Annotated in this window: 21 protein-coding genes and 1 pseudogene; 15 read left to right on the top strand and 7 right to left on the bottom strand. The window is 63.5% G+C overall.

Going from position 1 to position 26,978, the window contains the following annotated elements; translation table 11 throughout:
- The first annotated feature begins 63 nt into the window (after positions 1-63).
- From NKJ88_RS02905 to NKJ88_RS02915, 3 genes are all read left to right on the top strand, one after another.
- Entirely contained in the window at positions 64-1,086 is a 1,023-nt protein-coding gene (locus tag NKJ88_RS02905) for a LacI family DNA-binding transcriptional regulator (RefSeq protein WP_023671355.1), read from the top strand.
- A complete protein-coding gene (locus tag NKJ88_RS02910) occupies positions 1,083-2,066 on the top strand; it encodes a 2-hydroxyacid dehydrogenase (protein WP_023822071.1) in 984 nt (327 codons plus the stop codon). The genes NKJ88_RS02905 and NKJ88_RS02910 overlap by 4 nt, the downstream gene beginning before the upstream one ends.
- 82 nt (positions 2,067-2,148) lie before the next feature.
- Positions 2,149-2,559 carry a hypothetical protein gene (locus NKJ88_RS02915; RefSeq protein ID WP_352443551.1) on the top strand — a complete coding sequence of 137 codons (411 nt, stop codon included), beginning with the start codon at positions 2,149-2,151 and terminating at the stop codon, positions 2,557-2,559.
- 10 nt (positions 2,560-2,569) lie between these two features.
- On the opposite strand, the gene NKJ88_RS02920 is transcribed toward NKJ88_RS02915, so the two are convergent.
- Positions 2,570-3,343 carry a gamma-glutamyl-gamma-aminobutyrate hydrolase family protein gene (locus NKJ88_RS02920; protein WP_023725934.1) on the bottom strand — a complete coding sequence of 258 codons (774 nt, stop codon included), beginning with the start codon at positions 3,341-3,343 and terminating at the stop codon, positions 2,570-2,572.
- 294 nt (positions 3,344-3,637) lie between these two features.
- On the opposite strand from NKJ88_RS02920, the gene NKJ88_RS02925 reads away from it, so the two are divergent.
- The gene (locus tag NKJ88_RS02925; protein WP_023725935.1) at positions 3,638-4,747 is read left to right on the top strand and encodes a TRAP transporter substrate-binding protein; all 1,110 of its coding nucleotides are present in this window, start codon (positions 3,638-3,640) and stop codon (positions 4,745-4,747) included.
- 251 nt (positions 4,748-4,998) lie between these two features.
- On the opposite strand, the pseudogene NKJ88_RS02930 reads toward NKJ88_RS02925, so the two are convergent.
- The 4 genes and pseudogenes from NKJ88_RS02930 to NKJ88_RS02945 all read right to left on the bottom strand — a co-directional run bounded on the left by NKJ88_RS02930 (position 4,999) and on the right by NKJ88_RS02945 (position 9,543).
- A pseudogene (locus NKJ88_RS02930) lies at positions 4,999-6,026 on the bottom strand (zinc-dependent alcohol dehydrogenase family protein).
- Positions 6,027-6,059: 33 nt separating this feature from the next.
- On the bottom strand, positions 6,060-7,838 hold the full coding sequence (locus NKJ88_RS02935; protein WP_023683516.1) for a TRAP transporter large permease: 1,779 nt from the start codon (positions 7,836-7,838) through the stop codon (positions 6,060-6,062).
- Positions 7,835-8,440, bottom strand: a complete 606-nt coding sequence (locus tag NKJ88_RS02940) for a TRAP transporter small permease subunit (RefSeq protein WP_023683517.1) — start codon at positions 8,438-8,440, stop codon at positions 7,835-7,837. Before NKJ88_RS02940 ends, NKJ88_RS02935 begins: the two co-directional genes overlap by 4 nt.
- A 197-nt stretch (positions 8,441-8,637) precedes the next feature.
- A complete protein-coding gene (locus NKJ88_RS02945; protein ID WP_023695936.1) occupies positions 8,638-9,543 on the bottom strand; it encodes a branched-chain amino acid ABC transporter permease in 906 nt (301 codons plus the stop codon).
- Positions 9,544-9,632: 89 nt separating this feature from the next.
- Here NKJ88_RS02945 and NKJ88_RS02950 point away from each other — a divergent pair, with 89 nt between their 5' ends.
- The 10 genes from NKJ88_RS02950 to NKJ88_RS02995 all read left to right on the top strand — a co-directional run bounded on the left by NKJ88_RS02950 (position 9,633) and on the right by NKJ88_RS02995 (position 21,650).
- Positions 9,633-10,244, top strand: a complete 612-nt coding sequence (locus NKJ88_RS02950; protein ID WP_023745816.1) for a CGNR zinc finger domain-containing protein — start codon at positions 9,633-9,635, stop codon at positions 10,242-10,244.
- Positions 10,237-10,767, top strand: coding sequence for a hypothetical protein (locus tag NKJ88_RS02955; RefSeq protein ID WP_023745817.1), 531 nt, complete (start codon positions 10,237-10,239; stop codon positions 10,765-10,767). The genes NKJ88_RS02950 and NKJ88_RS02955 overlap by 8 nt, the downstream gene beginning before the upstream one ends.
- A 220-nt stretch (positions 10,768-10,987) precedes the next feature.
- Entirely contained in the window at positions 10,988-14,458 is a 3,471-nt protein-coding gene (locus NKJ88_RS02960) for an indolepyruvate ferredoxin oxidoreductase family protein (protein ID WP_352443552.1), read from the top strand.
- A gap of 91 nt (positions 14,459-14,549) precedes the next feature.
- Positions 14,550-16,865, top strand: a complete 2,316-nt coding sequence (locus NKJ88_RS02965; protein WP_023739659.1) for a putative bifunctional diguanylate cyclase/phosphodiesterase — start codon at positions 14,550-14,552, stop codon at positions 16,863-16,865.
- Between the two features lie 167 nt (positions 16,866-17,032).
- Positions 17,033-17,803 carry an N-acyl amino acid synthase FeeM domain-containing protein gene (locus tag NKJ88_RS02970; RefSeq protein ID WP_023683521.1) on the top strand — a complete coding sequence of 257 codons (771 nt, stop codon included), beginning with the start codon at positions 17,033-17,035 and terminating at the stop codon, positions 17,801-17,803.
- A gap of 99 nt (positions 17,804-17,902) precedes the next feature.
- Entirely contained in the window at positions 17,903-18,052 is a 150-nt protein-coding gene (locus tag NKJ88_RS02975; protein WP_023671341.1) for a DUF3096 domain-containing protein, read from the top strand.
- A gap of 165 nt (positions 18,053-18,217) precedes the next feature.
- The gene (locus NKJ88_RS02980; protein ID WP_352443553.1) at positions 18,218-18,442 is read left to right on the top strand and encodes an aa3-type cytochrome c oxidase subunit IV; all 225 of its coding nucleotides are present in this window, start codon (positions 18,218-18,220) and stop codon (positions 18,440-18,442) included.
- 101 nt (positions 18,443-18,543) lie between these two features.
- Positions 18,544-19,821 (top strand): Re/Si-specific NAD(P)(+) transhydrogenase subunit alpha, encoded by a 1,278-nt coding sequence (locus tag NKJ88_RS02985; RefSeq protein WP_023739660.1) that lies wholly within the window; start codon positions 18,544-18,546, stop codon positions 19,819-19,821.
- A complete protein-coding gene (locus tag NKJ88_RS02990) occupies positions 19,821-20,246 on the top strand; it encodes a proton-translocating transhydrogenase family protein (RefSeq protein WP_032885960.1) in 426 nt (141 codons plus the stop codon). Before NKJ88_RS02985 ends, NKJ88_RS02990 begins: the two co-directional genes overlap by 1 nt.
- A gap of 6 nt (positions 20,247-20,252) precedes the next feature.
- Complete coding sequence (locus NKJ88_RS02995; protein WP_023671337.1) at positions 20,253-21,650, top strand: NAD(P)(+) transhydrogenase (Re/Si-specific) subunit beta; 1,398 nt, start codon at positions 20,253-20,255, stop codon at positions 21,648-21,650.
- Positions 21,651-21,742: 92 nt separating this feature from the next.
- Here NKJ88_RS02995 and NKJ88_RS03000 read toward each other — a convergent pair whose 3' ends face one another.
- Entirely contained in the window at positions 21,743-22,660 is a 918-nt protein-coding gene (locus NKJ88_RS03000; protein ID WP_023823883.1) for a membrane protein, read from the bottom strand.
- Positions 22,661-22,991: 331 nt separating this feature from the next.
- Between NKJ88_RS03000 and NKJ88_RS03005 the strand changes: the two genes are divergently transcribed.
- The gene (locus tag NKJ88_RS03005; RefSeq protein WP_031199333.1) at positions 22,992-24,437 is read left to right on the top strand and encodes a hypothetical protein; all 1,446 of its coding nucleotides are present in this window, start codon (positions 22,992-22,994) and stop codon (positions 24,435-24,437) included.
- 36 nt (positions 24,438-24,473) lie between these two features.
- Here the strand turns inward: NKJ88_RS03005 and gyrB are convergent, their stop codons facing one another.
- Positions 24,474-26,945 (bottom strand): DNA topoisomerase (ATP-hydrolyzing) subunit B, encoded by a 2,472-nt coding sequence (gyrB, locus tag NKJ88_RS03010; protein ID WP_023671333.1) that lies wholly within the window; start codon positions 26,943-26,945, stop codon positions 24,474-24,476.
- Positions 26,946-26,978: the final 33 nt, after the last annotated feature.

Genomic DNA, 26,978 nt, shown 5'->3' on the forward strand with positions numbered 1-26,978 from the left:
TTTGCTCCGAATCCGATGGCATAACGCCGCATTTAAAAAATTTAAAAAACGGGGAGCGAAGGGCTGGCACAAAAGATCAAGCTTTCGACGATCGCGGATGCGCTTGGCGTCTCCACGGCCACGGTCTCCCTCGCCTTGCGCGACAGTCCACTGGTCGCAGGCGCCACGCGTGACCGCATCAAGGAGCATGCGCGGGCCATCGGGTATATCTACAACCGCCGCGCCGCCTCACTGCGCACCTCGCGCTCGGGGATTGTCGGCGTCGTCGTGCACGACATCATGAACCCGTTCTTCGCCGAGATCCTGCGCTCCATCGAAAGCGAACTCGATCGCAGCCGGCAGACCTTTATCCTGTCCAACCACTACGACCAGCTGGAAAAGCAGCGCACCTTCATCGACACGCTGCTGCAGCTCGGCGCCGATGGCGTCATCATGTCGCCGGCCATCGGCACGCCGGCTTCCGACATCGTCATGGCCGAAGAAAACGGCCTGCCGGCGGTGCTGATCGCACGCAGCGTGGAAGGCGCCGACGTGCCGGTGTTTCGCGGCGACGATGCCTATGGCACAGCACTTGCCACCAATCACCTGATCTCGCTCGGGCACAAGCGCATCGCCATGATCGGCGGCACCGACCAGACCTCGACCGGGCGCGACCGCTACCAGGGCTATCTCAACGCCATGGAAGCCGCCGGGCTGGAAGTCAGGCCGTCCTGGCGCATTGCCGGGCCGCGCACCAAGCAGGGCGGATTCGAGGCGGCTGGACAGTTTTTGGCGCTTAAAGACAAGCCAACCGCCGCCTGCTGCTGGAATGATCTCGTCGCCATAGGGCTGATGAACGGCATTGCCCGCGCCGGCCTGGTGCCGGGCGCCGACATATCGGTCACCGGCTATGACGATCTCGAGGAGGCGGCAATCGCGACACCGGCGCTCACCACAGTCTGGAATGGCCAGCGAGAGGTTGGCCGCCGTGCCGCCAGCGCGCTGCTCGACAAGCTGAACGGACAGGCGGTACGGCCGTCACAGGAACTGATCAAGCCGGAACTGCATGTGCGCCAGTCGACCGGCAAGCCGGTGGAGCGTGCATGACCAAGACTGATGCGTTGCAGACCGTCGCCGTTCTGGTGCCGGGACATTTCAACGACCATGCGGTCGAGCGCATCGACCGCACCTTCAAGCGGGTCAAGATAGAGCGCGCCGATCCCGCCCTGGTCACCGACGAGATGCGCCATGACGTGCGCGCCATTGCGTCCTTTGCCGGCGTCAATGCGGCATTGATGGATGCATTGCCCAACCTCGAACTCATCGCCTCCTTCGGCGTCGGCTATGATTCGGTCGATGCCGGCCATGCGGCCAAGAAAAACATCATGGTCACCAACACCCCCGATGTTTTGACCGAGGAGGTCGCCGACACCACGATCGGCCTTTTGCTCAACACCGTGCGTGAACTTTACAACGCCGAGAAATGGCTGCGCGACGGCAGTTGGGTGAAGAAGGGCAACTATCCCCTGAGCCGGCTGACCTTGCGCGGTCGGCATGTCGGCATTTTCGGCATGGGCCGCATCGGCCTTGCCATTGCGCGCCGGCTGGAAGCGTTCGGGCTGCCGGTGGCCTACCACAACAGGCGCAAGGTCGAAGGTCTGGCTTATGAATACCACCCGACGCTGAAGGGCCTTGCCGAAGCGGTCGATACGCTGATTTCCGTAGTGCCGGGCGGCGCTTCCACGGAGAAGGCGGTCAATGCCGAAATCCTGGCGGCGCTTGGCGCCAACGGCGTTTTCGTCAACATCGGCCGTGGCAGCACGGTCGACGAGGCAGACCTCGCCGCAGCGCTTGCCAACGGCACCATTGCCGCCGCCGGGCTCGATGTTTTCGCCGATGAACCGAATGTGCCCAAGGCTTTGCTGAAGGCGCCCAACACCTCGCTTTTGCCCCATGTCGGCTCGGCCTCGCACCACACGCGCCGCGCCATGGCGGATCTGTGCGTCGACAATCTGGTATCCTGGTTCAGCGAGCGCCGGCCACTGACCCCGGTGCCTGAGACGGCGCAAGTCAAGCCACGAAGCTGAGCGGCTCTCTGCCACACTCGTTAACGTCGGCTTAACGCTTTGGAATCATTGTGCATCTGCCCCGGGGGGCGCGGAGTGCAGGATGACGAAACTTCCGGCATTGATTGCGGCAGCGGCACTTTTCGCCGGCTTTCAGCTGTTTCACGGCGGCAGTAGTGAAAGTTCGACCAATGAAGCAAGGCCGGCAACCACCTTCAGGCTGGTCGCCAATGGCGACGAAGGCGACTGCGCGGTTAGCCGCGGCGCCGCGATTGACGATGGCCTGTCGCTGTTGACCGTGGCGCCGAGTTGCCGCGGGTTGCTGCCGGGGATCGAGCGGGCAAAATTCTGGCGAGAGGGCGAGGACGGCACAATCGCGTTCAGCGCCGACGGCACCGACCCGATCGTCACCTTCTCGGTTGCGGATGGCGACGGCTACGAATCCTACGCTCCGGCCACGCCGCTGCTTTCGCTGGCGACAACCGGCGAACTGGATCAATCCGCCGGCAATTGATCGTCGGGATTTATTCCGCCGCCGCCCGTGCACCGGCCTTCGCCGCCGCATGCAGCCGCACCGCATCGCCGAAGGCGCGGAAGATCTTGGCCGAGTTGCCGTCCGACTTGACCCAGTATTCGGGGTGCCATTGCACGCCGACGGCGAAGGCGCGGGCGTCCTTCACCGAAACGGCCTCGACCGTGCCGTCGCCGGCAACCGCCTCGACCTGCAGCTTCGAGCCGAGCCGGTCGATGCCTTGGCGGTGCAGCGAGTTGACCTTGATGTCGCCGGCGCCGAATACACCGGCCAGGCAACTGCCCGGCTTGATCGAAATGGTCTGGTGAATGGCGAAACGTTCGTCCTGATTGTCGCTCACCGGCGCGCGATGGTCCAGCGAACCTTCGCGCTCCTGGATCTCGGTGCCAAGCGTGCCGCCTAGCGCCACGTTCAACTCCTGGATGCCGCGGCAGATGGCAAGCAGCGGCACGCCGCGCTCGATCGCCTTGCAGATCAACGGCAGCGTGGTGGAATCGCGCGCCGGGTCGTAGGGGCCGTTGGCCTCGCTGGCGTCGCCGCCATAGAGCGAGGGATGCACGTTGGACTTTGAGCCGGTGACCATGACACCATCGACCGAGGACAACAGCTCGTCGAAATCGAGCCGGTCGCCGAAGGACGGCACCAAAAGCGGGAACACGCCGGCGCCGGAAAGTGCTGCCTCGATATATTGCTGCGGGACGGCATGCCAAGTGTAGTTGTCGAACTGACGGACGTCGGTGGATATGGCGACGAGCGGCTGGTGCATTTGGGTCCGGATTCCATCTGGAGCGAAGCGAATTATCTATTGTGCCTGCAAAATAGGCGATCCGAAGGCGCTTTTCCATGGCAAGTTTCGCCATCTCGCATGGGCCACGCGGCGAACGTTAGACTATAGTTGCAGGCTGGCCGGCCGGCCCGCGGATTTGTCGCCAGCGCCGCCGTCAAATCCCGCTGCCATGCTGGACTCGACCCCTTGCCCGTGTATTGTTTCGGCAAATCGATACCGGGCGTGAGGAGACGTCCCTGATGTCGGTTTGTTGGTCCAAAAGGGAGGTTCTGCATGGATCGTCGTTCATTCATCCGCAAGGCCGGGGTCACCGGCGTGGGCGCAGCGGCGGCTGCCGCGACGCTAGCCGCACCGGCAATCGCCCAGTCCAATCCTAAAGTGACGTGGCGGCTGGCGTCATCTTTCCCCAAGTCACTCGATACGATCTATGGCGGCGCCGAAGTCTTCTCCAAGATGCTGTCTGAGGCGACGGACGGCAATTTCCAGGTCCAGGTCTTCGCCTCCGGCGAACTCGTACCCGGCCTGCAGGCCGCCGACGCCACCACGGCCGGCACCGTCGAGGCCTGCCACACGGTGTCATACTATTATTGGGGCAAGGACCCGACATGGGCGCTCGGTGCGGCGGTGCCGTTCTCGCTCAACGCGCGCGGCATGAATGCCTGGCACTATCATGGCGGCGGCATCGACCTGTTCAACGAGTTTCTCGCCACGCAAGGCCTGTTCGGCCTGCCCGGCGGCAACACCGGCGTGCAGATGGGCGGCTGGTTCCGCAAGGAGATCAACACCGTCGCCGATCTCTCCGGCCTCAAGATGCGCATCGGCGGCTTTGCCGGCAAAGTGGTCTCGAAGCTCGGCGTCGTACCGCAGCAGATCGCCGGTGGCGACATCTATCCGGCGCTGGAAAAAGGCACGATCGACGCCGCCGAATGGGTCGGCCCCTATGACGACGAGAAGCTCGGCTTCTACAAGGTCGCGCCCTATTACTACTATCCCGGCTGGTGGGAAGGCGGCCCGACCGTCCATCTCCTGTTCAACAAGGCGAAGTACGAAGAGCTTTCGCCGGCCTACAAGTCGCTGGTGCACACGGCCGCGCACGCGGCGGACGCCAACATGCTGCAGAAATACGACTACCTCAATCCTGCAGCAGTCAAGCGGCTGGTGGCCGGCGGCGCGAAATTGCGCCCGTTCAGCCAGGACATCATGGCCGCCTGTTTCGAGAAGGCCAATGAGGTCTACACCGAAATGGAAGCCACCAACGCACCGTTCAAGAAGATCTGGGACTCGATCAAGGGCTTCCGCAAGGAGCACTATCTGTGGGCGCAGGTGGCCGAGTACAATTACGACACCTTCATGATGGTCCAGCAGCGCAACGGCAAACTGTAGGCTGGGATCTGTCCCTTCTCCCCGTCACTATACGGGGAGAAGGTCCCGGCAGGTGGATGAGGGGCGGCGCAAACTTCGGCGATTGATCGCCTTGGGCTTGGTAGCCGCCCCGAAATTATAGCTTATCTTTCCAAGCGTTGACGCTGCACCTCACCTGCCTGCCGGCATCCTCTCCCCGTATAGTGACGGGGAGAGGGACGCGGTCATCGTCGTTTCGCCAATCGCCAACGTCGCAGGATTGAGGCTGCCCTTCATTCCCTGCCCGGCACCACCAACACCTTGACCTCGCCGGGGGCGGCCGGGTTGGAGATAACCGAGGGGGCTCCGTCCAGGCCGACCTGTCTGGAGATGAGCTTGTCGATCTCGATTGCCCCGGACGCGACAAGGTCCGCCGCCCGCCTGTGGGTGAAGGGGTTGATGAACGAGCCGAGAACCTTCAGTTCGCGAAACAGGATGTCGAACGGTTCGAAGGGCACTTTCACGCCTTGCGGCATCACGCCGACGATCACCACCGTGCCGCCGGACTTCGCCAGCCGCATCGATTGTTCGACGGTATCGGGGACACCGGCGCATTCGAGCACCACGTCGGCCCCGCCGGGCACAAGGCCGGTTGGGCCGGCGATCGCCTCGATCGGGTCGACCGCGTTTGGGTCGACCGTCGCCGTTGCACCGAGCTCTTCGGCGAGCGCACGGCGGGAGGCCTGCCGCGTCGACAGGATGATGGTCGCCGCTCCTGCGAGCCTCGCCAATTGCACGGTAAGCAGGCCGATGACGCCGCCACCAAGCACCACCCGGCAGCGCCGGGTCTGATTCCGGCGAGGTCGACAGCGTGCAGGCAGCAGGCCAGCGGCTCGCAGAAGGCGCCATGCGTTGGCTTGAGGTTCGCAGGCAGAAGAAAGGCCTGGCTCTGCGGCATCACGACGTAGTCGGCGAAGCCGCCGTCGCGATGGATGCCGATGGCCCTGAGATTGCTGCACAGATTGACGCGGCCGGCTCGGCAATGACTGCAGCGTCCGCAGAAGATGTTGGGATCGCCGGTAACACGGTCACCGATGGCGATGCCGGAAACCGCGTCGCCGACAGCCTCGACGATGCCGCAGAATTCGTGACCAAGCGTCACCGGCGGGCTCGAAGGGAATTCGCCGTGGAGGAGGTGACGGTCGGTGCCGCAAACGCCGCAGGCTTCGACGCGCACCAGAACGTCCTGCGGTCCCGCAACAGGCTTGTCGACCTCCCGTAGCGCAATGCTGCCCACCGCTTCCAGGCGCACGGCTCTCATAACATCCTCACTCAGGTTCTCAGTGTTCACACATCAGTTGAAGTTCGGCGGCTGCGACAGGTCGGTCGCCGGCGCCGCCGGCTTGGCGGGCGGCGTCTCGCCGAAATTCGGCGGCTGCGAGAGATCGTTCGACGGTGGCGCCGCAGGTGATGGACCACCGTTGGCTGGTGGTGGTGTGCCGAGAGGCGCAAGGCCTGGCATATCAGGCAAGTTGATCTCGATCGTACCCGGATCGACGGCCGCACCCTTGTAGCGCATGACCATTTGCGGGAAGGCGATGGTCAGCCCGATCATGATCACCTGGATGCAGACGAAGGGCACGGCGCCCCAATAGATCTGGCCGGTGGTCACCGGCGCGATCTGCTTGCCGGTGAGGCGATCGAGATAGGGCACGCGCGCGGCGACTGAGCGCAGGTAGAACAGCGCAAAGCCGAAAGGCGGATGCATGAAGGAGGTCTGCATGTTGACGCCGAGCAGCACGCCGAACCAGATCAGGTCGATGCCGAGCTTATCGGCAGCCGGCGCCAAAAGCGGTACGATGATGAAGGCGAGCTCGAAGAAGTCGAGGAAGAAGGCGAGCACGAAGACCAGGATGTTGACGCCGATCAGGAAGCCGACTTCGCCGCCCGGCAGCGACGTCAACAAATGCTCGACCCAGACGTGGCCGTTGACGCCGTAGAAGGTCAGCGAGAACACCCGCGCGCCGATCAGGATGAACAGCACGAAGGAGGAAAGCCTCGTGGTCGACGCGAGCGCCTGTTTGATGACATCCAGCGACAACCGCCCCTTCATTGCCGCCATCGCCAGGGCGCCAACCGCGCCCATGGCGCCGCCCTCCGTCGGGGTGGCGATGCCGAGGAAGATGGTGCCCAGCACCAGGAAGATCAGCGCCAGAGGCGGGATCAAAACGATGATCACCTGCTGCGCCAACCTGGACATCATGTTGATGTTCAGGCCCTTGTCGGCGATCGCCACGATATAGATCAGGATCACCCCGATGCTGGCGCCAAGGATATCGGCATTGTCGCCATGCGCCGGCGCAAGGTAGCGATAGGCCGCATAGGAAGCCGCGACTGCCACCAGCAGTGCCGCGAGCAGCGACAGCACGCCGTGGCCAAGCGTGCGGGCCGCCAGCGGCAACGCCGGCATCGAGTTCGGCCGGACGATCGACATGATCAGGATGTAGAGCGTGTAAAGGCCGGTCAGCACCAGGCCGGGGATCAGCGCGCCGGCATACATGTCGCCGACCGAACGGCCGAGCTGGTCGGCCAGAACGATCAGCACCAGCGACGGCGGGATGATCTGGGCGAGTGTGCCGGATGCCGCGATGACGCCCGACGCCAGTCGTCGGTCATAGCCGTAGCGCAGCATGATCGGCAGCGAGATCAGGCCCATGGCGATGACCGAAGCCGCGACCACGCCCGTGGTCGCGGCAAGCAGCGCACCGACGAAGATCACCGCATAGGCAAGGCCGCCGCGAACCGGGCCGAACAGCTGGCCGATCGTGTCGAGCAGGTCCTCGGCCATGCCCGATCGTTCCAGCACGATGCCCATGAAGGTGAAGAACGGGATTGCCAAGAGCGTGTCGTTCGACATCACCCGGCTGCCGTAGAAATTGTCGGGCAGCGCATGCAGCAGCGGCCACGCCAGGTTGATCGAGCCGCCCGAATAGGGCGACAGCACGACGCCGATGAAGAAGAACATCAGGCCGTTTGCGGCGAGTGAAAAAGCGACGGGATAGCCGATCAGCAGGAAGATGATCAGCGAAGCGAACATGATCGGCGCCATGTTCTGGGCGATGAACTCGATCATGGGCGCGCCTCCTGGGCGAGCGCCTTGGCCTCTTCAGCAAGGGCTTTAGCCTCGAGCTCGGCCTGTTCGTGCACCGAGATGAACGGATTGGGATCGTCCATGTCGCCGCGCATGATGGCGATCTTCTTGATGATCTCGGAGATGCCTTGCAGCGCCAGCAGGAAGAAGCCGACGAGCAGGATTGCCTTGGCCGGCCAGATGATCAGGCCGCCGGAATTGTTCGACATTTCGCCGCTGCGGAACGACAGCGACACGTAGGGGACAAAATAGATCACCATCAGCGTCACGAACGGCATCAGGAAGAAGACATGACCGAGCAGGTCGATCCAGTGCTGCACGCGGCGCGACCACATGCCGTAGACGATGTCGATGCGGATATGGTCGTTCTGTTTCAGCGTGTAGGCGGCGGCCAGCATGAAGGCGGCGCCGAACAGGTACCACTGCAGTTCCAGCCAGGCATTCGACGAGACGTCGAAGACCTTGCGGATGATGGCATTGGCGGCGCTGACCAGGATTGCCAGCAGGATCAGCCACGATATCCACCGGCCGATGAACTCGTTCATACGGTCGATCGTTCTGGATAGAGCGAGCAGCCCTGCCATGCATTTCCTCCCTGAGGTCGAAGGCGCGCCGGCTCCCCTATTTTCCGTCGCGCCGCTGTGGCCCAACGGTATGCCGTGCGTGGTTCGGCGGGTCAACATGGCATGGGCGCGATCAACGCCGTCGTGACGGGAGGCAGGGGATAAGTGCCGACCGGCTGCTGCGTCATGCAACCAAAGTCTGACAGCGGATGCGGCGATCAGGCGATCTTCTGCTGGTCGCGGCCGGGACCGATCAGCACAAGTGCCGCGACCAGGAACAGATACATCCAGCCATCGCGCCATTCGATCGGGAAATAGCCGGCCCATAGCGACTCCGCCATGCCGAAGGCGGCCGCACCGAGCGCGGCCCGAGGCGGAGAGAGATAGCCGCCCACCGCCGTCACGAACAGGATTTTCAGCCCGTAGACGAGGCCGGAGCCGAAGCTGACATTGCCGTAGTAAAGGGCGGCCATGATTCCGGCCAGCGCGGCGCAGAAACCGCCGAACAGCACCGCATGCCGGAACACTGCGCGCACGTCCACGCCGCACATGGCAGCCGCTTTGGGATCGTCGGAGACGGCGCGCCAGCGGCGGCCGAAGCCCGAGCGGGCAAACGCCCATGCAGCGAGCATGATTGCCGCCAGAACCACCGCGCAATCGATGAGCTGGATCAGCGTCAGCGTCGCCTGGAAGCCGGCATCCTGAGCAAAAACGATGGGCTGCGCCAGCATCGGCGGCAGCCACCAATCATGCGTGTCGGCGGCGATACGGCTTGCTTCCGACAGCACCAGCAGGATGCCGAGCGTCGTCACCACAATGGCATTGGGCGTGCGGTCGGCCAGCGGTTCGAAGACGCTGCGCGACAGCACGTGGCCGATCAGCGCGGCATAAAGGAAAGCCGTGACGACGCCGAGCACCACTGCCGCCAGCAAGGTCAGCCACAATACCTGATAGCCGAAGGCCACGGTCAGGATCATCGTCTGGCCGCAAAAGGCGAACAGCGCGCCATAGGCGAGATTGGTCCGGTGCAGGATGCCGTTGGTCAGCACGTAGCCGAAGGCAAGCAGCGCATAGAGCGCGCCGGAATGCAGCCCGTTCAGCACCTGCTGGAAGAAATAGAGCATAGACAGCTTTCCGGGCGCTGGAGCCCGCGCCAATGTTTGCATCCTAGAATCTAACTTGTCAAATGCGGTTTATCGGTTAGATTTCTGATATGACGGTATCTTGGACCTCGCATCGCTTCACCGGCGGCATTCTTGCGCTCGATACGGCCAACACCGTGGTGTTGCGCAACGATCCGGAAAAGACCTTCGACCGTTTTGACGATCCGGCCGAGATCGCGCGCTTCGCCGATGCCGCAAGCGGCTTTCGCGGCGCCGAGCTTGGCGGCAGACCGCTGGAGGCGACCTCGCCGGACAGGATCGCCCCGGTGGTGCTGGCGATCCGCGAGACGACCGACCGCCTGTTTCGCGGCGCGGTGTCGAAAGGCGCGCTTGCCGCCGGCGACCTCGCCGCTTTTCTCAAGGCCTGCGCCGACGGCCTCGATCGGAGCCCGGCCGAAATCGGCGCCCCGGGCAGACCGTTCGGCGATCCGGCGACGCCGATCGCGTTCGAGGCGGCGCTGGCGGTTTCGGCCTTGTCGCTGCTGCGCGACGACACGGTCGCCAGGCTCAGGATCTGTCCCAATTGCAGCTGGCTGTTTCTCGACAGGAGCCGCAATTCCAGCCGCCTTTGGTGCGATATGGCTGTGTGCGGCAACCGCCAGAAAGCAAGCCGTCACTATCGCCGCCGCCGCACGGCGGCACATGAGGTCAACAATGCCTAGGGTTGTTTTTCGTTCGATCCTTGTCGGTGCTGCGCTCATTGCAGCCGTTGCGCTTGGCGCCTGCCGCGACACCGGCGGCGACGGCAAGCTGTTCGAGGTTTCCGGCAAGGTCGTCGTCTTCAACTACCGTCTCGCCCGGGCGACCTATGTCGTGACGCTGCGGCCCCTGCAGCCGATGGGCGAAGGCCAGGTTGCGGTCGCCAGCTTCCAGAATCCGGCCGGCGGTTCTCCCCTGGTGATCGAGCAGAAGGTCTGGCCGAAGCTCGACAAGGTCAGCCTGGAAAGCCCGGCGCTGACCTGTATCGTCAAGGACAAGCCCTATGCGATTTCGATCAGCATCAGGGGTCCTGACGGCACGTTCCTGCAGAAGATCGACACGACGCTGATGTCGAGCGAGGACCAGTCGATCCTTCCCGACCGGCCGCTGGTGGTCGACCAGCTCTATACGGCCAATCCCGATCTTGCCGGCCATCCCGACGGCAAGCTGCCGGGTGAGCCGAAGCCGGATTGCTCGAAAGGCTGACGCGTCTTTGCCCGGCGCGACTGCGTGGAAATTTCTGGTCGCCGGACAACCGCCGCGGACCGATTTCGTGCCGAATACGCGACGGCAGCGGATCGTTCGTTGCGCTTTGCCTGGCACTTTCGATTTCGTTTGACCTGCCTTGCAAGCGGAGAAAGACTGCGCCATCTCACTCCTACGTTGGCTGCGCGCCCCGGTGCTGTCTCCGCAGAGGAAATGCCTGATGACGCTGCACGACGTCGCGCTCGACGACAAGTTCGATCTCGGTAAGGAGCGCATCTTCCTGTCCGGCGCACAGGCGGTCATCCGCATGCTTTTGATGCAGCGCGAGCGCGACCGCCAGGCCGGCCTCAACACGGCCGGCTTCGTGTCCGGTTATCGCGGCTCGCCGCTCGGCGGCCTCGACATGCAGCTGTGGCGGGCGAAAAAGCAGCTGGCGCAGGCCGACATCGTTTTCCAGCCCGGCCTCAACGAGGAGCTTGCCGCCACCGCCTGCTGGGGCTCTCAGCAGACGGGATTGCTGGGTGAAGGCACGCATGACGGCGTGTTTTCGGTCTGGTACGGCAAGGGGCCGGGCGTCGACCGCTCCGGCGACGTTTTCCGCCACGCCAACCTCGCGGGATCGTCGAAGTATGGCGGCGTGCTTGCGCTGATGGGCGACGACCATATGGCCGAATCATCGACCAATGCGCACGCCACCGAATTCCTGTTCGTCGACACCATGGTGCCGATCCTCAACCCGGCCGGCGTTCAGGAGATCATCGACTACGGCCTCTACGGCTTTGCCATGTCGCGCTTCGCCGGCACCTGGGCGGCTATCAAATGCGTCAAGGACAACATCGAATCCACGGCCTCCGTCGATGCCGCGCTCGAGCGCCTGAACATCGTCGTGCCGGAGTTCGATATGCCGCCCGGCGGCCTCAACATCCGCGATGAGATCGACATGCTCGGCCAGGAGGAGCGGCTGCATGAATACAAGCGCGCCGCTGCATCCGCCTTCATCCATGCCAACGGCCTGAACCGCATCGTCTATTCGGGCGGCCGCGCGCCGAAGCTCGGTATCATCACGCTCGGCAAGAGCTATCTCGATGTCCGCCAGGCGCTGGAAGACATCGGCATCGACGAGGCCGCCGCCGGCCGCATCGGCATCCGCCTGTTCAAGGTCGGTTGCCCATGGCCGCTCGACCTGCAGCATATCGCCGAATTCGCCCGCGGCCTCGACACCATCGTCGTCGTCGAGGAGAAGCGCTCGCTGATCGAGGTGCAACTGCGCGAAAACCTCTACGGCACCGCCACCCAGCCGATGATCGTCGGCAAGAAGGACGAGCGCGGCGACTGGCTGTTCCCGGCCAAGGGCGCGCTCGACCCCAACGAGATCGCCATTGCGCTGGGCGAGCGCATCCTGCGCACAATCGGCCCTTCGGAAGAGATCACTGCCAAGGTGGCAAAGCTGCGCCAGTTCCAGGCGATGCTTGCCGACACCAGCGATATCGGTTCGCGCACGCCGTTCTTCTGCTCCGGCTGCCCGCACAATTCCTCGACCAAGGTGCCGGTCGGCTCGATCGCCGCCGCCGGTATCGGCTGCCATTTCATGGCGCTGTGGATGGACCGCAACACGGTCGGCTTCACCGCCATGGGCGGCGAGGGCGCACAATGGGTCGGCCAGGCGCCATTCTCCAAGCGCGGCCACATTTTCCAGAATCTCGGCGACGGGACCTACAATCACTCCGGCACGCTGGCGATCCGCTTCGCGCTGTCGACCGATGCCAACATCACCTACAAGATCCTCTACAACGACGCCGTCGCCATGACCGGCGGCCAGCCGCATGAGGGCGGCCTGACTGTCGACATGATCGCCAGGCAGGTGCGCGCCGAAGGCGTCGAGCGCATCGCCATCGTCACCGACGAGCCGGACAAATATGCGGGGAAGGCCGAATTCCCCTTCGGCGCCACCATCCACCACCGCGACGACCTCGACCTCGTCCAGCGCGAGCTGCGCGACGTCAAGGGCGTCTCGGTGCTGCTCTACGACCAGACCTGCGCCGCCGAAAAGCGCCGCCGCCGCAAGCGCGGCACCTTCCCGGATCCCGACAAGCGGGTCTTCATCAACGAACTGGTCTGCGAGGGCTGCGGCGATTGCGGGGTGCAATCGAACTGCGTCTCGATCCAGCCGGTCGAAACCGAGTTCGGCCGCAAGCGCAGAATAGACCAGTCGAGCTGCAACAAGGACTTCTCCTGCGTCAACGGCTTCTGCCCGTCCTTCGTCACCGTGCACGGCGCCAAGATCAGGAAGGCCGAAGGCATTGCCGGGCGCTCAGACCCGCTTGACGGCGTGCCGGTGCCAGCCGAATTCCCGCTCAGTAGCGAGGGTTGGGCGGCGATCATCGACGGCGTCGGCGGCACCGGCGTCGTCACCATAGGTGCTGTGCTCGGTATGGCCGCCCATCTCGAGGACAAGGGCTGCGGCATGATCGACATGGCCGGCCTCGCCCAGAAGGGCGGTTCGGTGTTCACCCATGTCCGCATCGCCCGCACGCCGGACGACATCCACGCGATCCGCGTTTCGGCCGGCAAGGCCGACCTGGTACTCGGCTGCGACCTTGTCGTGTCCGGCGCCAAGAAGGTGCTTGGCGCGGTGCGCGAAGGCCATACCATCTTCCTTGCCAACACCGCCGAGATCATGCCTGGCGAGTTCGCCCGCTCGGCCGATTTCTCGCTGCCCATCGAGCGCCTGAAGAAGGCGATCCGCGCTGCCGCTGGCGACGACAAGACGCATTTCTTCGACGCGACGGGCACCGCCACCCAATTGTTCGGCAATTCGCTCGGCGCCAACATGTTCATGCTCGGCTTCGCTTTCCAGCATGGCGGGCTGCCGCTGTCCGCGCAAGCCGTTGAAAGAGCGATTGAATTGAATGGCGAGGCGGTGGCGATGAACATCGCCGCCTTCCGCTGGGGCCGGCGCGCCGCGCATCAGCCGGAGTTTGTGCGCGGCCTCATCGCGCAACCGAGCAAGGCCACTGAGATCGCCGAGACGCTGGACGATATCATCGCCCGCCGCGTCGCTTTCCTCTCTGCCTATCAGAATGCCGCCTATGGCAGGCGCTATGTCGAGCGGCTGGCGGTCCTGCGTGCCGCCGAGGCAAAGGCCGTGCCCGGCTCGACCGCGGTGACCGAGGCAGCCGCCAAAAATCTGTTCAAGCTGATGGCGATCAAGGACGAATACGAGGTGGCGCGGCTCTACACTGACGGCTCCTTCGCTATGGAGCTGTCAAAACAGTTCCAGAGCTACGAAAAGCTCGAATTTCATCTGGCGCCGCCGATCATGGGCAGGCGCGGCAATGACGGCAAGCCGAGGAAATCGAGCTTCGGCCCGTGGATGATGAAGGGTTTTCGCCTGCTGGCGGCGCTGAAAGGCCTGCGCGGCACGGCCTTCGACGTGTTCGGCTACAGCACTGAGCGGCGCATCGAGCGGCAGCTTCTGGCCCGCTATGAGGCCGATCTGGAGCTTGTCGCCAAAGCACTTGCGCCAGGCAGGATCGAGGCCGCCATCGCCCTTGTCTCGGTGCCGGCGCTCATTCGCGGCTACGGCCATGTCAGGCAAGCCAGCGCCGAAAAGGCGGCGGATGAACGAAATCGCCTTCTTGAACGATTCAAGTTGCCGGTGCAGCCAAGCGCATTACAAGCCGCTGAGTAGCCAAAAGGGCCGGAAAAACAGGCCCTTCAGCGCGAGCTAAAGGTTTTTTAATGGGACTATGCCAAGGCTGTGGTTCAGTTGGGCGCCAGTAATGGGCAGAACAAAGACCGATAACATCCCTGTGGATGTTTATATCCAGTTTGTGCGCTCGTTGTTCGACAACGCGCATATGCTGGTCATTGGCGCGCTTTGCCACGCAACCGCCAGCCTTATGGTCTATTGGCGCAACGGCCAGCCTGTCTTCCTGGTTCTTGCCGGAGCACTGCTTGGCATCGGCGTTTGGCGGTATTTCAGCTTGCGGCGGTTCCATCGCCTGGGTGGTTCCATCCACGATGCCTTGGATGCGACACGATGGGAGCGCGAATATATCCTGAACGGCAGCATCCAGGGGCTGATGCTGGGCCTGTTCTGCTTCATTTCGATCTATGTCTACTCGGATGCGTATGCCGAGATCGCAGCGCTCGCCATAACGCTTGGCTCTCTGGTCACGGTCGTAGGCCGAAACTACGGCTCGCCCCGCATGGTCACGATCTTCGCGGTAACCTTCGTCGGGCCGATCGCAGCAGCCCTTATCCTCAGGTTTGACATCCCCAGTGTCGTGCTTGGGCTGCTCATCATCCCGTTCATGTTCATCATCAAGGGCAGTGCCGACCATGTGCGCAACGTGCTGTTCTCGGCCGTGGTCGGGCATAAGCAGGCGAGGCAAATCGCGCAGCGCTTCAACCGCGCACTCAACACCATGTCGCATGGCCTGGTTATGCTCGGACCCGACGGCAAGGTCGTGGTCGGCAATGCCGAAGCAGCGCATCTGATGTCGCTGCGCTCGCCCGACCAGCTGCTCGGGCGGTCGATCCATTCGCTGCTCCTGCGCGGCGTTGCGGGCGGCATGCTGGCGCCGAAAGACTGCCGCTATGTCGAAGCGCAGCTGACGCGCGCGTTGCGCGAAGGCCGTGACCGCAAGGTGCTGGTCTCCTTCTCCAATGGCCAGCACTACGAGTTCTCGGCCCGCGAGGGCAATCAGGACCTCGGCGTCATCACCTTCGAGGACGTCACCGCCCGCGTCGAGTCCGAAGAAAAGATCCGCTTCATGGCGCGCTATGACAGCCTCACCGGCCTGCCGAACCGCGCCTATTTCCATGAGCTCGTCGGCGAGGCCATGGCGTCGGGCAGCCGCGACCGGCTGTGCGCCCTGGCGGTGCTCGATCTCGACGATTTCAAGAGCGTCAACGACACACTTGGCCATCCGGTCGGCGATGGGCTGATCTATGCCGTTGCCGAGCGACTGGCGGCCGTCGCCGGGCAAGGCGTCAATGTCAGCCGCTTCGGCGGCGACGAGTTCATGATCTTCTTCGACCGCGTCGAGGATGAAAGCCATCTGACCGGCCTGCTCGACCAGATCTTTGCCGATCTGCAGGGCGAAGTCGATGTCGCTGGTCACAGCCTGCGCATCCAGGCAAGCGCGGGCACCGTGCTGTCCAGGGTCGAGGACACCGATGTCGACGCCATGATCGTCAAGGCGGATCTGGCGCTCTACAAGGCCAAGGAACTCGGCAAGAACAACTGGCGACTGTTCGAGGCGGCGATGGATGCGGCGTTCCGCAACCGCCAGATGATGAAGGCCGACCTGCGCACGGCGGTCGAAGGCAAGGCGCTGCGGGTGGTCTATCAGCCCATCGTGGCGATGAACACCATGCGCATCGCCAGCTGCGAGGCGCTGTGCCGCTGGGATCATCCCGACCTCGGGCCGGTTTCGCCCAGCGTCTTCATTCCGCTGGCCGAAGAAATGGGCATCATTTCCGAGATCAGCACCTTCGTGCTGGCGGCTGCCTGCGCCGAATGCGCCAAATGGCCCGCACAGACCAGCGTCTCGGTCAACCTTTCGGCCAAGGATTTCCGCAGCCGCGACGTCGTCCAGAAGGTTCGCGACGCGCTTGCCACTTCGGGGCTCGCCGCCGGCCGCCTCGAGATCGAAGTCACCGAAACCGCGCTGCTCGACGACAAATCGCTGACGCGCCAGTATATCGAGGAACTGAAGCAGCTTGGCGTGCGCATCGCGCTCGACGATTTCGGCACCGGCTATTCAAGCCTGAGCTACCTCCACAAGCTGCCGCTCGACAAGATCAAGATCGACCGTTCGTTCCTGATGGACGTGACCCAGAACAAGCGTTCGCTCGACTTGTTGAAGGGCATCGTGGACCTGACCCGCGTGCTCGGGCTGACCGTCACCATCGAAGGTGTGGAAACGTTCGAACAGCTGAAGATCCTGGTGCATTCGGTGAAACCCGACCTCGTCCAGGGCTTCCTCTTCGGCGCAGCTCTCAGCGCGTCCGGCATCGAAACGATGTCCAGTGTGACCTGGCCCTTCGCCGCGGAATTGCGGCCCGTCGCCAAACTCGCGACCACATGAAGCCCAACCTTTAAATCGCGCTTGGAAGCCGTCAAAAAAGCTGTGAATTGCCAAAACGTTAACCTATTGTTAACGTTAATATTCGGTAAACACAGACGATTAGAGTTTCATCTTCTTGTTCATTCGGTCGTCCGGTATGGTTTAGTTGCGACGGCACGAGGGTAACAATGGAAACTCAGCTAGCAGGTATGCCTCTGGTGGCTTCTAGGGCCACCGCTCAGTCTCCTTCGGTGTTTTCTCGTCATATCATGGACGTCCTGGAGCACGTCGAGTATCGCCTTTGCGACGGTGCCGAGGATTTGGAAGCCATCTATCGACTTCGCTACAAATCCTACCTTCATGCTGGCATGGTGAAGCCCGATGCCTCGCGTATGGTAAAGGACGACTTCGACGATCTGCGCAATTCCTACCGATTTGGCGTGTTCTTCGATGGTGTTCTGGTCAGCACCATCAGAATCCACTACGCCTGCGCGAAATACCCTGTTTCCCCCAGCACGGCCGTGTTCGGCGACACGCTGGCGCGGCGGCTGGCAGTTGGCGAGACGTTCGTCGATCCAAGCCGTTTCGCTGCCGATATCGAGTGGTCGACCAGCCTGCGCGTGCTGCCCTACGTGACGCTCAGGCTTGCGGTCGTAGCTTGCAGCCACTTCAAACCGACATATTGCCTGACGGCGGTCAAGGAAGAGCATGCCGGCTTCTATCATCGCATCTTCCGTTCCGAGCAGGCGGTGCCCCCCCGCATCTATCCCGGTCTCACCGTTCCCGTGCATCTGTTCCAGTCGAAGTGCTCCGAAAACATGCAGGCGACGCTGGATCGCTTCCCGTTCTTCAACTCCACGGCGTTCGAGCAGCGCATGCTCTTCCAACGCCCCAAGAGCGGCGAACTCGCACCGCTAACCATCCTGCCCACCGCCAAGTTTTTCCGCGAAGCCGCCTGACACCACTGAAGCCTGCGCAATTTGGCACGCGAGCTCTGGAGCTTTCCCGCCGCTTCCGCGTTCTGGATGACGCCGACGCGGCCATAGAAAGGAACCGACATGCATATTCCCGAGCTCGCGCTTACCCCGCTGATCTCGCTGATTGCCGGCGTGCTGATCCTGGTGATGCCGCGGCTGCTCAACTACATCGTCGCGCTCTATCTGATCGTCATTGGGCTGCTCGGGCTGTTTCCGCATCTGGCCGGTTGAAGCGCAAACCCTTAACGTTCGACGCCAGGCCGGCGACAAGAGCCCATACCGCCGGCTTTCAACATTCTTTGAGGCTGTTGTCGCTGGTCGTGCGGCAATAGCGCCATTGCTCTTGGCCTGGCTTTTCGCTATGTGCCTCAAAGATGTCTTCGAAGGGGTATTCCTATGGCTGATCACACGCCGACCGGTCCTGTCGAACTGGGCGCGAAGATGGACTATGCCGAACATGACCGCACCTATCATGGCTTTCTGGCGCTGGCCAAATACGGCTCGCTGTTCTGCGGCGCCCTGCTCCTGGCCATGGCTTTCGGCTTCTTCGCAGGCGGCTTCTTCTCCGCGATCATCCTGTTCGTGCTGATCCTCGCCCTCGGCGCCTTCATTCTCCGATAGTCTCTTCAGACCCTTGCCAAGGGCGTAGCCGGACATCCGGCCGCACTCTTTCGCAAAGCCGCACTCTTGCGCAAACAGGTTCCAGCCGAAAGGATCATGCGGTGGGACAGACGGTTTTCATCCCTCGCGAGCTCGATGCCAGCGAGCCTCGTGTCGCGGCCTCGCCCGATACCGTGAAGCGGCTGGCGGCGCTGGGCTTCGACGTCACCGTCGAGACGGGCGCCGGCACCAGGTCGCGCATTCCCGATGAGGAGTTCGCCAAGGCGGGCGCCGCGATCGGCAAGGCTTCGGATGCGAGCCGGGCGGATGTGGTGCTGAAGGTGCGCCGGCCGACCAACGCCGAGCTGAAGGGCTACAAATCGGGTGCGGCGGTCATCGCCATCATGGATCCCTACGGCAATGATGCCGCGGTCGCGGCGCTTGCCGAGGCTGGGGTCACCGCCTTCTCGATGGAATTCATGCCGCGCATCACCCGCGCCCAGTCGATGGACGTGCTGTCGTCGCAGGCCAATCTCGCCGGCTACCAGGCCGTGATCGACGGCGCATCGGAGTATGACCGCGCGCTGCCGATGATGATGACGGCGGCCGGCACCGTGCCGGCAGCGAAGATCTTCATTATGGGCGTCGGCGTTGCCGGCCTGCAGGCGATCGCCACGGCGCGCCGTCTCGGCGCCGTCGTCACCGCCACCGACGTTCGTCCCGCCGCCAAGGAACAGGTGGCGTCGCTCGGCGCAAAGTTCCTCGCCGTCGAGGACGAGGAGTTCAAGGCGGCCGAGACCGCCGGCGGCTACGCCAAGGAAATGTCGAAGGAGTATCAGGCCAAGCAGGCAGCGCTCACCGCTGAGCACATCGCCAAGCAGGACATCGTTATCACCACGGCGCTGATCCCCGGCCGTCCGGCGCCGAAGCTGGTGTCGGCGGCGATGGTCGCCTCGATGAAGCCGGGCTCGGTGATCGTCGACCTCGCCGTCGAGCGCGGCGGCAATGTCGAAGGCGCAGTTGCAGGCCAGGTGGTGACCACGGCCAATGGCGTGAAAATCGTCGGCCACCTCAACGTGCCCGGCCGCGTCGCCGCATCGGCCTCGCTGCTCTACGCCAGGAACCTGTTCGCCTTCCTCGAGACGCTGGTCGACAAGACCAGCAAGACGCTCGCCATCAACCGCGAAGACGATCTGGTCAAGGCGACGATGCTGACCGACGCTGGCCGCGTGGTGCATCCGGCCTTCGCCAAGGCGGCGGAACAGCCCCATGTCGAACCGGCGGCCATTCCGGCGGAGACCATGGTGGCTGATGCCACGCCGAAGAAGGCTGCACCGAAAAAGGCGTCCGACAAAGCCACTGCCGGCAAGTCCGCCGCCAAGCCGAAGGGGATCGCGTGATGGATCAGACCTTGCAGAAAGCCCTCGATCAGCTCGACCAGGCAAGTGCCGCCGTCCGGCTGGCTGTGCAGAACCTGGCCAACGCGCCCGGTGGCGCCGATGCGGCGGGCGATGCCGCGCACGCACTGTCCGGCGGCGCCATCGATCCCTTCGTCTTCCGCTTCGCCATCTTCGTACTTGCGATCTTCGTCGGATACTACGTCGTCTGGTCGGTGACGCCGGCGCTGCACACGCCGCTGATGGCGGTCACCAACGCCATCTCCTCGGTCATCGTCGTCGGCGCGCTGCTGGCCGTCGGCATCTCGGCCTCCGGCATTGCCACCGGCTTCGGCTTCGTCGCGCTGATGCTGGTCTCGGTCAACATCTTTGGCGGCTTCCTGGTCACCCAGCGCATGCTGGCCATGTACAAGAAGAAGGACCGATAGAGAGCCATGAACGCCAACTTCGCGTCCTTCCTCTACCTGGTCTCCGGCGTCCTGTTCATCATGGCGCTTCGCGGCCTATCGCATCCGACCACCAGCCGCCAAGGCAATCTCTACGGCATGATCGGCATGGGCATTGCCATCGCCACCACGCTGGCGCTGGCGACTCCGTCCGCCGGGCGCTTCGGCCTGATCGTGCTTGGTCTGGCCATCGGCGGCGGCGTCGGCGCCGTTACAGCGCGCCGCATCGCCATGACGTCGATGCCGCAGCTGGTCGCCGCCTTCCACTCGCTGGTCGGCCTTGCCGCCGTCATGGTCGCGGCAGCCGCCATCTACGCGCCGGAAAGTTTCGGCATCGGCACGAATGGCGACATCCACGCCCAGGCGCTGATCGAGATGAGCCTTGGCGTTGCCATCGGCGCCATCACTTTCACCGGCTCCGTCATCGCCTTCCTCAAGCTCGATGGCCGCATGTCGGGCAAGCCGATCATGATCGGCGGCCGTCACATCATCAACGCGGTCCTCGGCATCGCGCTGATCGTGCTGATCGTGCTTCTGGTCACCACCGAGGCCAAGCTGGTGTTCTGGCTGATCGTCGCGGCGTCGCTGGCGCTCGGCGTCCTCTTGATCATCCCGATCGGCGGCGCCGACATGCCGGTAGTCGTCTCGATGCTGAATTCTTATTCCGGCTGGGCCGCCGCGGCACTCGGCTTCACGCTTGGCAATCTGGCGTTGATCATCACCGGCGCGCTGGTCGGCTCGTCCGGCGCCATCCTGTCCTACATCATGTGCAAGGGCATGAACCGGTCGTTCATCTCGGTCATCCTCGGCGGCTTCGGCGGCGAGACCGCGGCGGTTGCCGATGACGGCATCGAACGCACGGTCAAGCAGGGCTCGGCCGACGACGCTGCCTATCTGATGATGAACGCACAGAAGGTCATCATCGTGCCGGGCTACGGCATGGCGGTCGCCCAGGCCCAGCACGCGCTGCGCGAAATGGCCGACAAGCTCAAGGCCAATGGCGTGGATGTCAAATACGCCATCCACCCCGTGGCCGGCCGCATGCCCGGCCACATGAACGTGCTGCTCGCCGAAGCCAATGTTCCCTATGACGAAGTGTTCGAACTGGAAGACATCAACTCCGAGTTCGCGCAGGCCGATGTCGCCTATGTCATCGGCGCCAACGACGTCACCAATCCGTCCGCCCGCGACGACAAGTCGTCGCCGATCTACGGCATGCCGATCCTCGACGTCGACAAGGCCCGCACCTGCCTGTTCGTCAAGCGCTCGCTCGGCTCGGGCTACGCCGGCATTGACAACACGCTGTTCTACAAGGACGGCACCATGATGCTGCTCGGCGACGCCAAGAAGATGACCGAGGAAATCGTCAAGGCGATGGATCACTGATCCCGCCGCAACCTTCCACTGGAAGGTTGTCGGTCCATCATCGGAAACAAAAAAGCCCGGTTCGACCGGACTTTTCTATGTTGAAGACCGGTTCAGCGGCTGGTCAGGAAAACCGCTTCCTCGTCGTCGCGCTGCCTGCCGCCCAGTGCTGCCGCAGCGCTGGCGATGAAGGCGCCGATAACCAGCGACAGGGCGCCAAGCAGTGCGAAGGTGGCGCTGCCTTTCCGGGCGGCGTCGGCGGCCTGCTTGGCCTTGACCTTGGCGTCCTCGACCCTGGCCACCAGGGCGTCGACACGCGCCTTGGCGTCAGCCTCGGAAAGCCCGGTGCGGGCGGCGACGAGCTGCGACAGATAGGTCTTGTCGTCAGCCGAAATTTCGCCTGCCGCCGCACTGGCGATGAGGATGCGCGAAGCCTGCCCGGCCGCAGCCGCATCGCTGTCCGGATTGGCCGCCGCGAGCCTGGCGGCATCAGCCGGACGGAACAGCGTATCCACGAGATAGGATGTCGCATTGTCGGTCGGTGCGCTGCCGGCATTGGCGGACGCGCCGGCCGAAGCACCCATGGCGGCGCCCGAGCCAACAGTAGAAGCCGCCTGCACGCCTGAACCAAGCACTGCCGACAGCGCCGACCCGAGAATGCCGACGACCAGCAATGTCGCCAGCGCCCAGGCGAGGAGGCCGTGCGCGGTGTCACGGAAATAGACCTCGTCGGTGTGGATGCCGACCCATTTGGTGCGCAGGCGTCCGGCAAGATAGCCACCGACCCCGGAGGACAGCCATTGCACGATGATGAGCCAGATGGCGCCGGACACCGCGAAGGTGGTCAGCGAGGCACTGGCGCCGGACCACGGCGAGACCATGGTCAGCCCCAGCCCCGAACCGAGCAGCATGAGGATGAAGGTCAGCGTCGAGGCCGCGAAGGCGCCGGCGATGATCGGACCCCAGCTGACGGCCGGGGCGGAGGATTCTGTTGAGGCGGATACGTCGACAGCCGATACGGTGGACTGCATCGACGCCTCCTACCGTACGAACAGCATGATGAGAATGATGATCGGGATCGGAATACCGAGCAACCAGAGCAAAATACCGCGTCCCATAAAGAGCCTCCCTGCGAGAAATTGATCGATGTCGTCACAATGTTCCTGAGCGATTTCCGTTCCGAAGGGCAATGAAATGATTTGCTTGCCGGGAACGGAACTATTTTCCGCGCGGCCCGAGGCACGACTGCGAAACTGTGGATTGGTTCACGGAGTTCCACATGGGCTGCCGTGTATTGTTGGCTCGGTGAGCCGGGGGTAGCATGAGCGATCCCGCCGTCGGATGTCGTCAACGGAGACGCTGATGCCCAAGACTGTCGCATCGCTGGCTTACAAAAAGGCGCAGCCCGGCCAGGCGGTGGTGATCGTGCACGGCATGGGCGAGCAGCGGCCGATGGGTACGCTGAGGGGATTCGTCCAGGCGGTCTGGAGCAGCGATCCCACCCGTGCTCCACCCTACGCCCAGATTCCCGATCCGGCCGTTTCCGGCGCCACGATCAACCAGAGCTGGATCACGCCCGACAGCCGGACCAAGTCACACGAGCTGCGCCGCATCACCACGCCCTACGACGTCGATGGCCGCCGTACCGATTTCTACGAGCTTTATTGGGCCGACATCACGCAAGGCACGACGCGCGGCAGGCTGGCCGCCTGGGTTACGAACCTGTTGTGGCGCAAGCCCGCCGACATTCCGCTCGACGCCCGCAAGCTTTACGTCGCCACACTTCTGATCGTTATCGTCATTCTGGGCGCAGCACTCGTGCTGGCAACATCGGTCTGGCAACAGGCCGTTACCTTGACGACCGGCCTGATGATCACCACCCTCGCTTCTTTTGTCATCTGGGCGGTGGATCAGTTCGCCCTGCCCTATTTCGGTGACGTCGCCGCTTATGTGCGCGCCGAGGCGGCGACGATCGAGAAGCGTGCGCTGATCCGCGACCGCGGCCTGACGTTGCTCAAGACGCTGATGAAGGACGATGCTTACGACCGCATCGTGCTAGTCTCGCACAGCCTGGGGTCGATCATCGCCTATGATTTGCTGCAGATCCTGTGGGCCGAGTTCCGGCCGCGAAGGCTGGAAGCGGTCCGCGACAAGGCCAAACTGGCGGCGGTCGAGGCCATCGACAAGGCAACGCTCGGCTCTGATGGGTCAGCGTGGCCAAAGAACCTTGAAGACCTCGCCGGGTTCCGGCGCGGCCAATGGGCGCTCTACCAGCAGCTTCGGGCCAAGGACGCCGACCACCCGCTGCCCTGGAAGATCAGCGATTTCGTCACGCTTGGCAGTCCGCTCTCCCACAGCGAATTCCTGGTGACCTACAATCTCGCGGAATTCAGGCGTGGCCTTGCCGAGCGCCTGTTCTCGGCCTGCCCGCCGATTGCCGATGACGGGCGCCCCGGCGGCACCGTGCTTTACCGGGAAGGACACAGCCAAGGCAAGGCGCAGCGCGCAGTGCATCATGGCGCGGTGTTTGCGGCAACGCGCTGGACCAACGTCTACGACCGCGGCAATGGCTGGGCGACAGGCGATCCGATTTCCGGTCCGATGACGGAAAACTTCGGCCCCGGTGTGGAGAACATCCAGATCGAGCTTCGCAGCTCACTTGGCCGTATCTTCACGCACACGCTTTATTGGTCATCGACGGCAAACGGCGTTGAAATCGCCCCGCCGGCGGGCACCGCGCCGCGCTCGCATCTGCAAGTGCTGCGCGACGTGGTGGACCTCGGGCGAAAGCTGGAACCAAAGGCCTGACCCCGGAGTGGAGCTTCGGCGGCAAGGCCCCCGCCATCAAATGTCCAGATTGGCCACCGACAGCGCATTGTCCTGGATGAATTCGCGCCGCGGCTCGACCTCGTCGCCCATCAGCCGCGAGAACAAGCTGTCAGCATCGGTTGCGTCATTCACCTTGACCTGCAGCAGCGAGCGCACATTCGGGTCGAGCGTGGTTTCCCAGAGCTGCTCGGCGTTCATCTCGCCGAGGCCCTTGTAGCGCTGCATAGTCAGGCCCTTGCGGCCGGTCGCAAACACCGCGTTGAGCAGCGCCAGCGGCCCCGAAATGGTTTCGGAGACATCCTTGCGGCGCAGCACCGGCGGCTCGCCATAAACCTCCATGAGGCGCGGAGCATAGCGGTCGAGCTGGCGTGCGTCGGCTGAATTTATCAGCCCGGCATCGAGCTGCGCGAATTCCTTGACGCTGCGCACCGTGCGTTCGAACACGTAGCCGCCGACGCCTTCATTGGAGGTCGACAGCCGGCCGGTCCAGCCGCGCTCGGTGTCCTCGGCGATGATGTCGAGGCGCTGGGCGACGCGTTCGGCCATGGCGTTGGCGCGGCCGAGATCGTTCAGCACATCGGCATTGAGCGCACCGGCGATCGCCGCCTGTTCGACCACACCCCTGTTGTATCGCGTATGCAGCCCGTTGATGAGCTGGCGTACTGCCAGTGCATCGTCGATCGAGCCGCGCAGATCCTGTCCGGCCCGCGCCTCGCCGGAGGCAAGCGTCAGCGACGCCTCTTCCAGCCCGGAGCCGATCAGGAATTCCTCGAAGGCGCTCTCGTCCTTGATGTATTGCGAGCTTTTTCCGCGCGTCACTTTGTAGAGCGGCGGCTGGGCGATGTAGAGATGGCCGCGCTCGATCAGCTCCGGCATCTGGCGGAAGAAGAAGGTGAGCAGCAAGGTCCTGATATGGGCGCCGTCGACGTCGGCGTCGGTCATCAGGATGATCTTGTGGTAGCGCAATTTGTCGGCGTTGAACTCGTCCTTGCCGATCGAGGTGCCGAGCGCGGTGATCAGCGTGCCGATCATCTCGGAGCCTAGCATGCGGTCGAAGCGGGCGCGCTCGACATTGAGGATCTTGCCGCGCAGCGGCAGGATCGCCTGGTTCTGGCGCGAACGGCCGCCCTTGGCGGAGCCGCCGGCCGAGTCACCCTCGACGATGAAGATTTCGGATTTCGCCGGGTCGCGTTCCTGGCAGTCGGCAAGCTTGCCGGGCAGAGAGGTGACGCCGAGCGAGCTTTTGCGGGTGATGTCGCGGGCCTTGCGCGCGGCTTCACGCGCCGCGGCCGCCTGGATCACCTTGTCGATGACCACCTTGCCCTCGGTCGGGTGTTCTTCCAGCCATGTGCCAAGCGCCTCGTTGACCAGGCCTTCGACCACGGGCCGCACCTCTGACGAGACCAGCTTGTCCTTGGTCTGCGAGGAGAATTTCGGGTCGGGCACCTTGACCGACAGCACCGCCGTCAGGCCTTCGCGGCAGTCGTCGCCGATCAGCGCCACCTTTTCCTTCTTGGTCAGGCCCGACGATTCGCCATAGCCGGTGATCTGGCGCGTCAGCGCGCCACGGAAGCCGGCCAGATGGGTGCCGCCATCGCGCTGCGGGATGTTGTTGGTGAAGGCCAGCACGTTCTCGTGGTAGCTGTCGTTCCACCACATCGCCACTTCGACGGTGATGCCGTCGCGCTCGGCCTTGATGGCGATCGGCTTGTCGATCAGCGGTTTCTTGACCCGGTCGAGATATTTGACGAACTCTTCCAGGCCGCCATCATAGTGCAGTTCGTGGCGCACGAGATCGGCATGGCGGGCATCGGTCAAAATGATGCGCACCCCGGAATTCAGGAAGGCGAGCTCGCGCAGCCGGTGCTCCAGCGTGCCGAAGTCGAATTCGACCATGGTGAAGGTTTCGGACGACGGAAAGAAGGTGATCTCGGAACCGCTGCGGCCCTCATAGGTGCCGGGCTGCTTGTTCTGCTCATAGCTGCCGGTGGCCTTGAGCGGCGCATCGGCATTGCCATGCGTGAAGCTCATCTCGAAAATCTGGCCGTTGCGGCGGATTTTCAGCTTCAGCCAAGCCGACAGCGCATTGACCACCGAGACGCCGACGCCGTGCAGGCCGCCAGACACCTTGTAGGAATTCTGGTCGAATTTGCCGCCGGCATGCAGCTGCGTCATGATCACTTCGGCCGCCGAAATGCCTTCGCCAGTGTGAATATCGGTCGGAATCCCGCGGCCATTGTCGATAACGGTGACCGAACCGTCGGGATTAAGCGTCACCGTGACCAGGTCGGCATGGCCGGCCAGCGCCTCGTCGATGGCGTTGTCGACCACCTCATAGACCATGTGATGCAGGCCCGAGCCGTCGTCGGTATCGCCGATATACATGCCCGGCCGCTTGCGGACAGCGTCCAACCCCTTCAAAACCTTGATGGAATCGGCGCCGTATTCGGCCTCAGCGCCGTTGGCGTTGTCGCTTTGATCGCTCATGAAAACCTGTCTGATTGATGCCGCATGCTCAGC

Source organism: Mesorhizobium sp. M0016 (assembly GCF_040324035.1).
Classification (GTDB): domain Bacteria; phylum Pseudomonadota; class Alphaproteobacteria; order Rhizobiales; family Rhizobiaceae; genus Mesorhizobium.

Bases quoted from the DNA above. Each gene is read 5' to 3' on its own strand.
- NKJ88_RS02910 (WP_023822071.1), top strand. From the start codon at position 1,083: ATGACCAAGACTGATGCGTTGCAGACCGTCGCCGTTCTGGTGCCGGGA.
- NKJ88_RS02915 (WP_352443551.1), top strand. From the start codon at position 2,149: ATGACGAAACTTCCGGCATTGATTGCGGCAGCGGCACTTTTCGCCGGC.
- NKJ88_RS02920 (WP_023725934.1), bottom strand. From the start codon at position 3,343: ATGCACCAGCCGCTCGTCGCCATATCCACCGACGTCCGTCAGTTCGAC.
- NKJ88_RS02925 (WP_023725935.1), top strand. From the start codon at position 3,638: ATGGATCGTCGTTCATTCATCCGCAAGGCCGGGGTCACCGGCGTGGGC.
- NKJ88_RS02935 (WP_023683516.1), bottom strand. From the start codon at position 7,838: ATGATCGAGTTCATCGCCCAGAACATGGCGCCGATCATGTTCGCTTCG.
- NKJ88_RS02940 (WP_023683517.1), bottom strand. From the start codon at position 8,440: ATGGCAGGGCTGCTCGCTCTATCCAGAACGATCGACCGTATGAACGAG.
- NKJ88_RS02945 (WP_023695936.1), bottom strand. From the start codon at position 9,543: ATGCTCTATTTCTTCCAGCAGGTGCTGAACGGGCTGCATTCCGGCGCG.
- NKJ88_RS02950 (WP_023745816.1), top strand. From the start codon at position 9,633: ATGACGGTATCTTGGACCTCGCATCGCTTCACCGGCGGCATTCTTGCG.
- NKJ88_RS02955 (WP_023745817.1), top strand. From the start codon at position 10,237: ATGCCTAGGGTTGTTTTTCGTTCGATCCTTGTCGGTGCTGCGCTCATT.
- NKJ88_RS02960 (WP_352443552.1), top strand. From the start codon at position 10,988: ATGACGCTGCACGACGTCGCGCTCGACGACAAGTTCGATCTCGGTAAG.
- NKJ88_RS02965 (WP_023739659.1), top strand. From the start codon at position 14,550: ATGGGCAGAACAAAGACCGATAACATCCCTGTGGATGTTTATATCCAG.
- NKJ88_RS02970 (WP_023683521.1), top strand. From the start codon at position 17,033: ATGGAAACTCAGCTAGCAGGTATGCCTCTGGTGGCTTCTAGGGCCACC.
- NKJ88_RS02975 (WP_023671341.1), top strand. From the start codon at position 17,903: ATGCATATTCCCGAGCTCGCGCTTACCCCGCTGATCTCGCTGATTGCC.
- NKJ88_RS02980 (WP_352443553.1), top strand. From the start codon at position 18,218: ATGGCTGATCACACGCCGACCGGTCCTGTCGAACTGGGCGCGAAGATG.
- NKJ88_RS02990 (WP_032885960.1), top strand. From the start codon at position 19,821: ATGGATCAGACCTTGCAGAAAGCCCTCGATCAGCTCGACCAGGCAAGT.
- NKJ88_RS02995 (WP_023671337.1), top strand. From the start codon at position 20,253: ATGAACGCCAACTTCGCGTCCTTCCTCTACCTGGTCTCCGGCGTCCTG.
- NKJ88_RS03000 (WP_023823883.1), bottom strand. From the start codon at position 22,660: ATGCAGTCCACCGTATCGGCTGTCGACGTATCCGCCTCAACAGAATCC.
- NKJ88_RS03005 (WP_031199333.1), top strand. From the start codon at position 22,992: ATGCCCAAGACTGTCGCATCGCTGGCTTACAAAAAGGCGCAGCCCGGC.
- gyrB (WP_023671333.1), bottom strand. From the start codon at position 26,945: ATGAGCGATCAAAGCGACAACGCCAACGGCGCTGAGGCCGAATACGGC.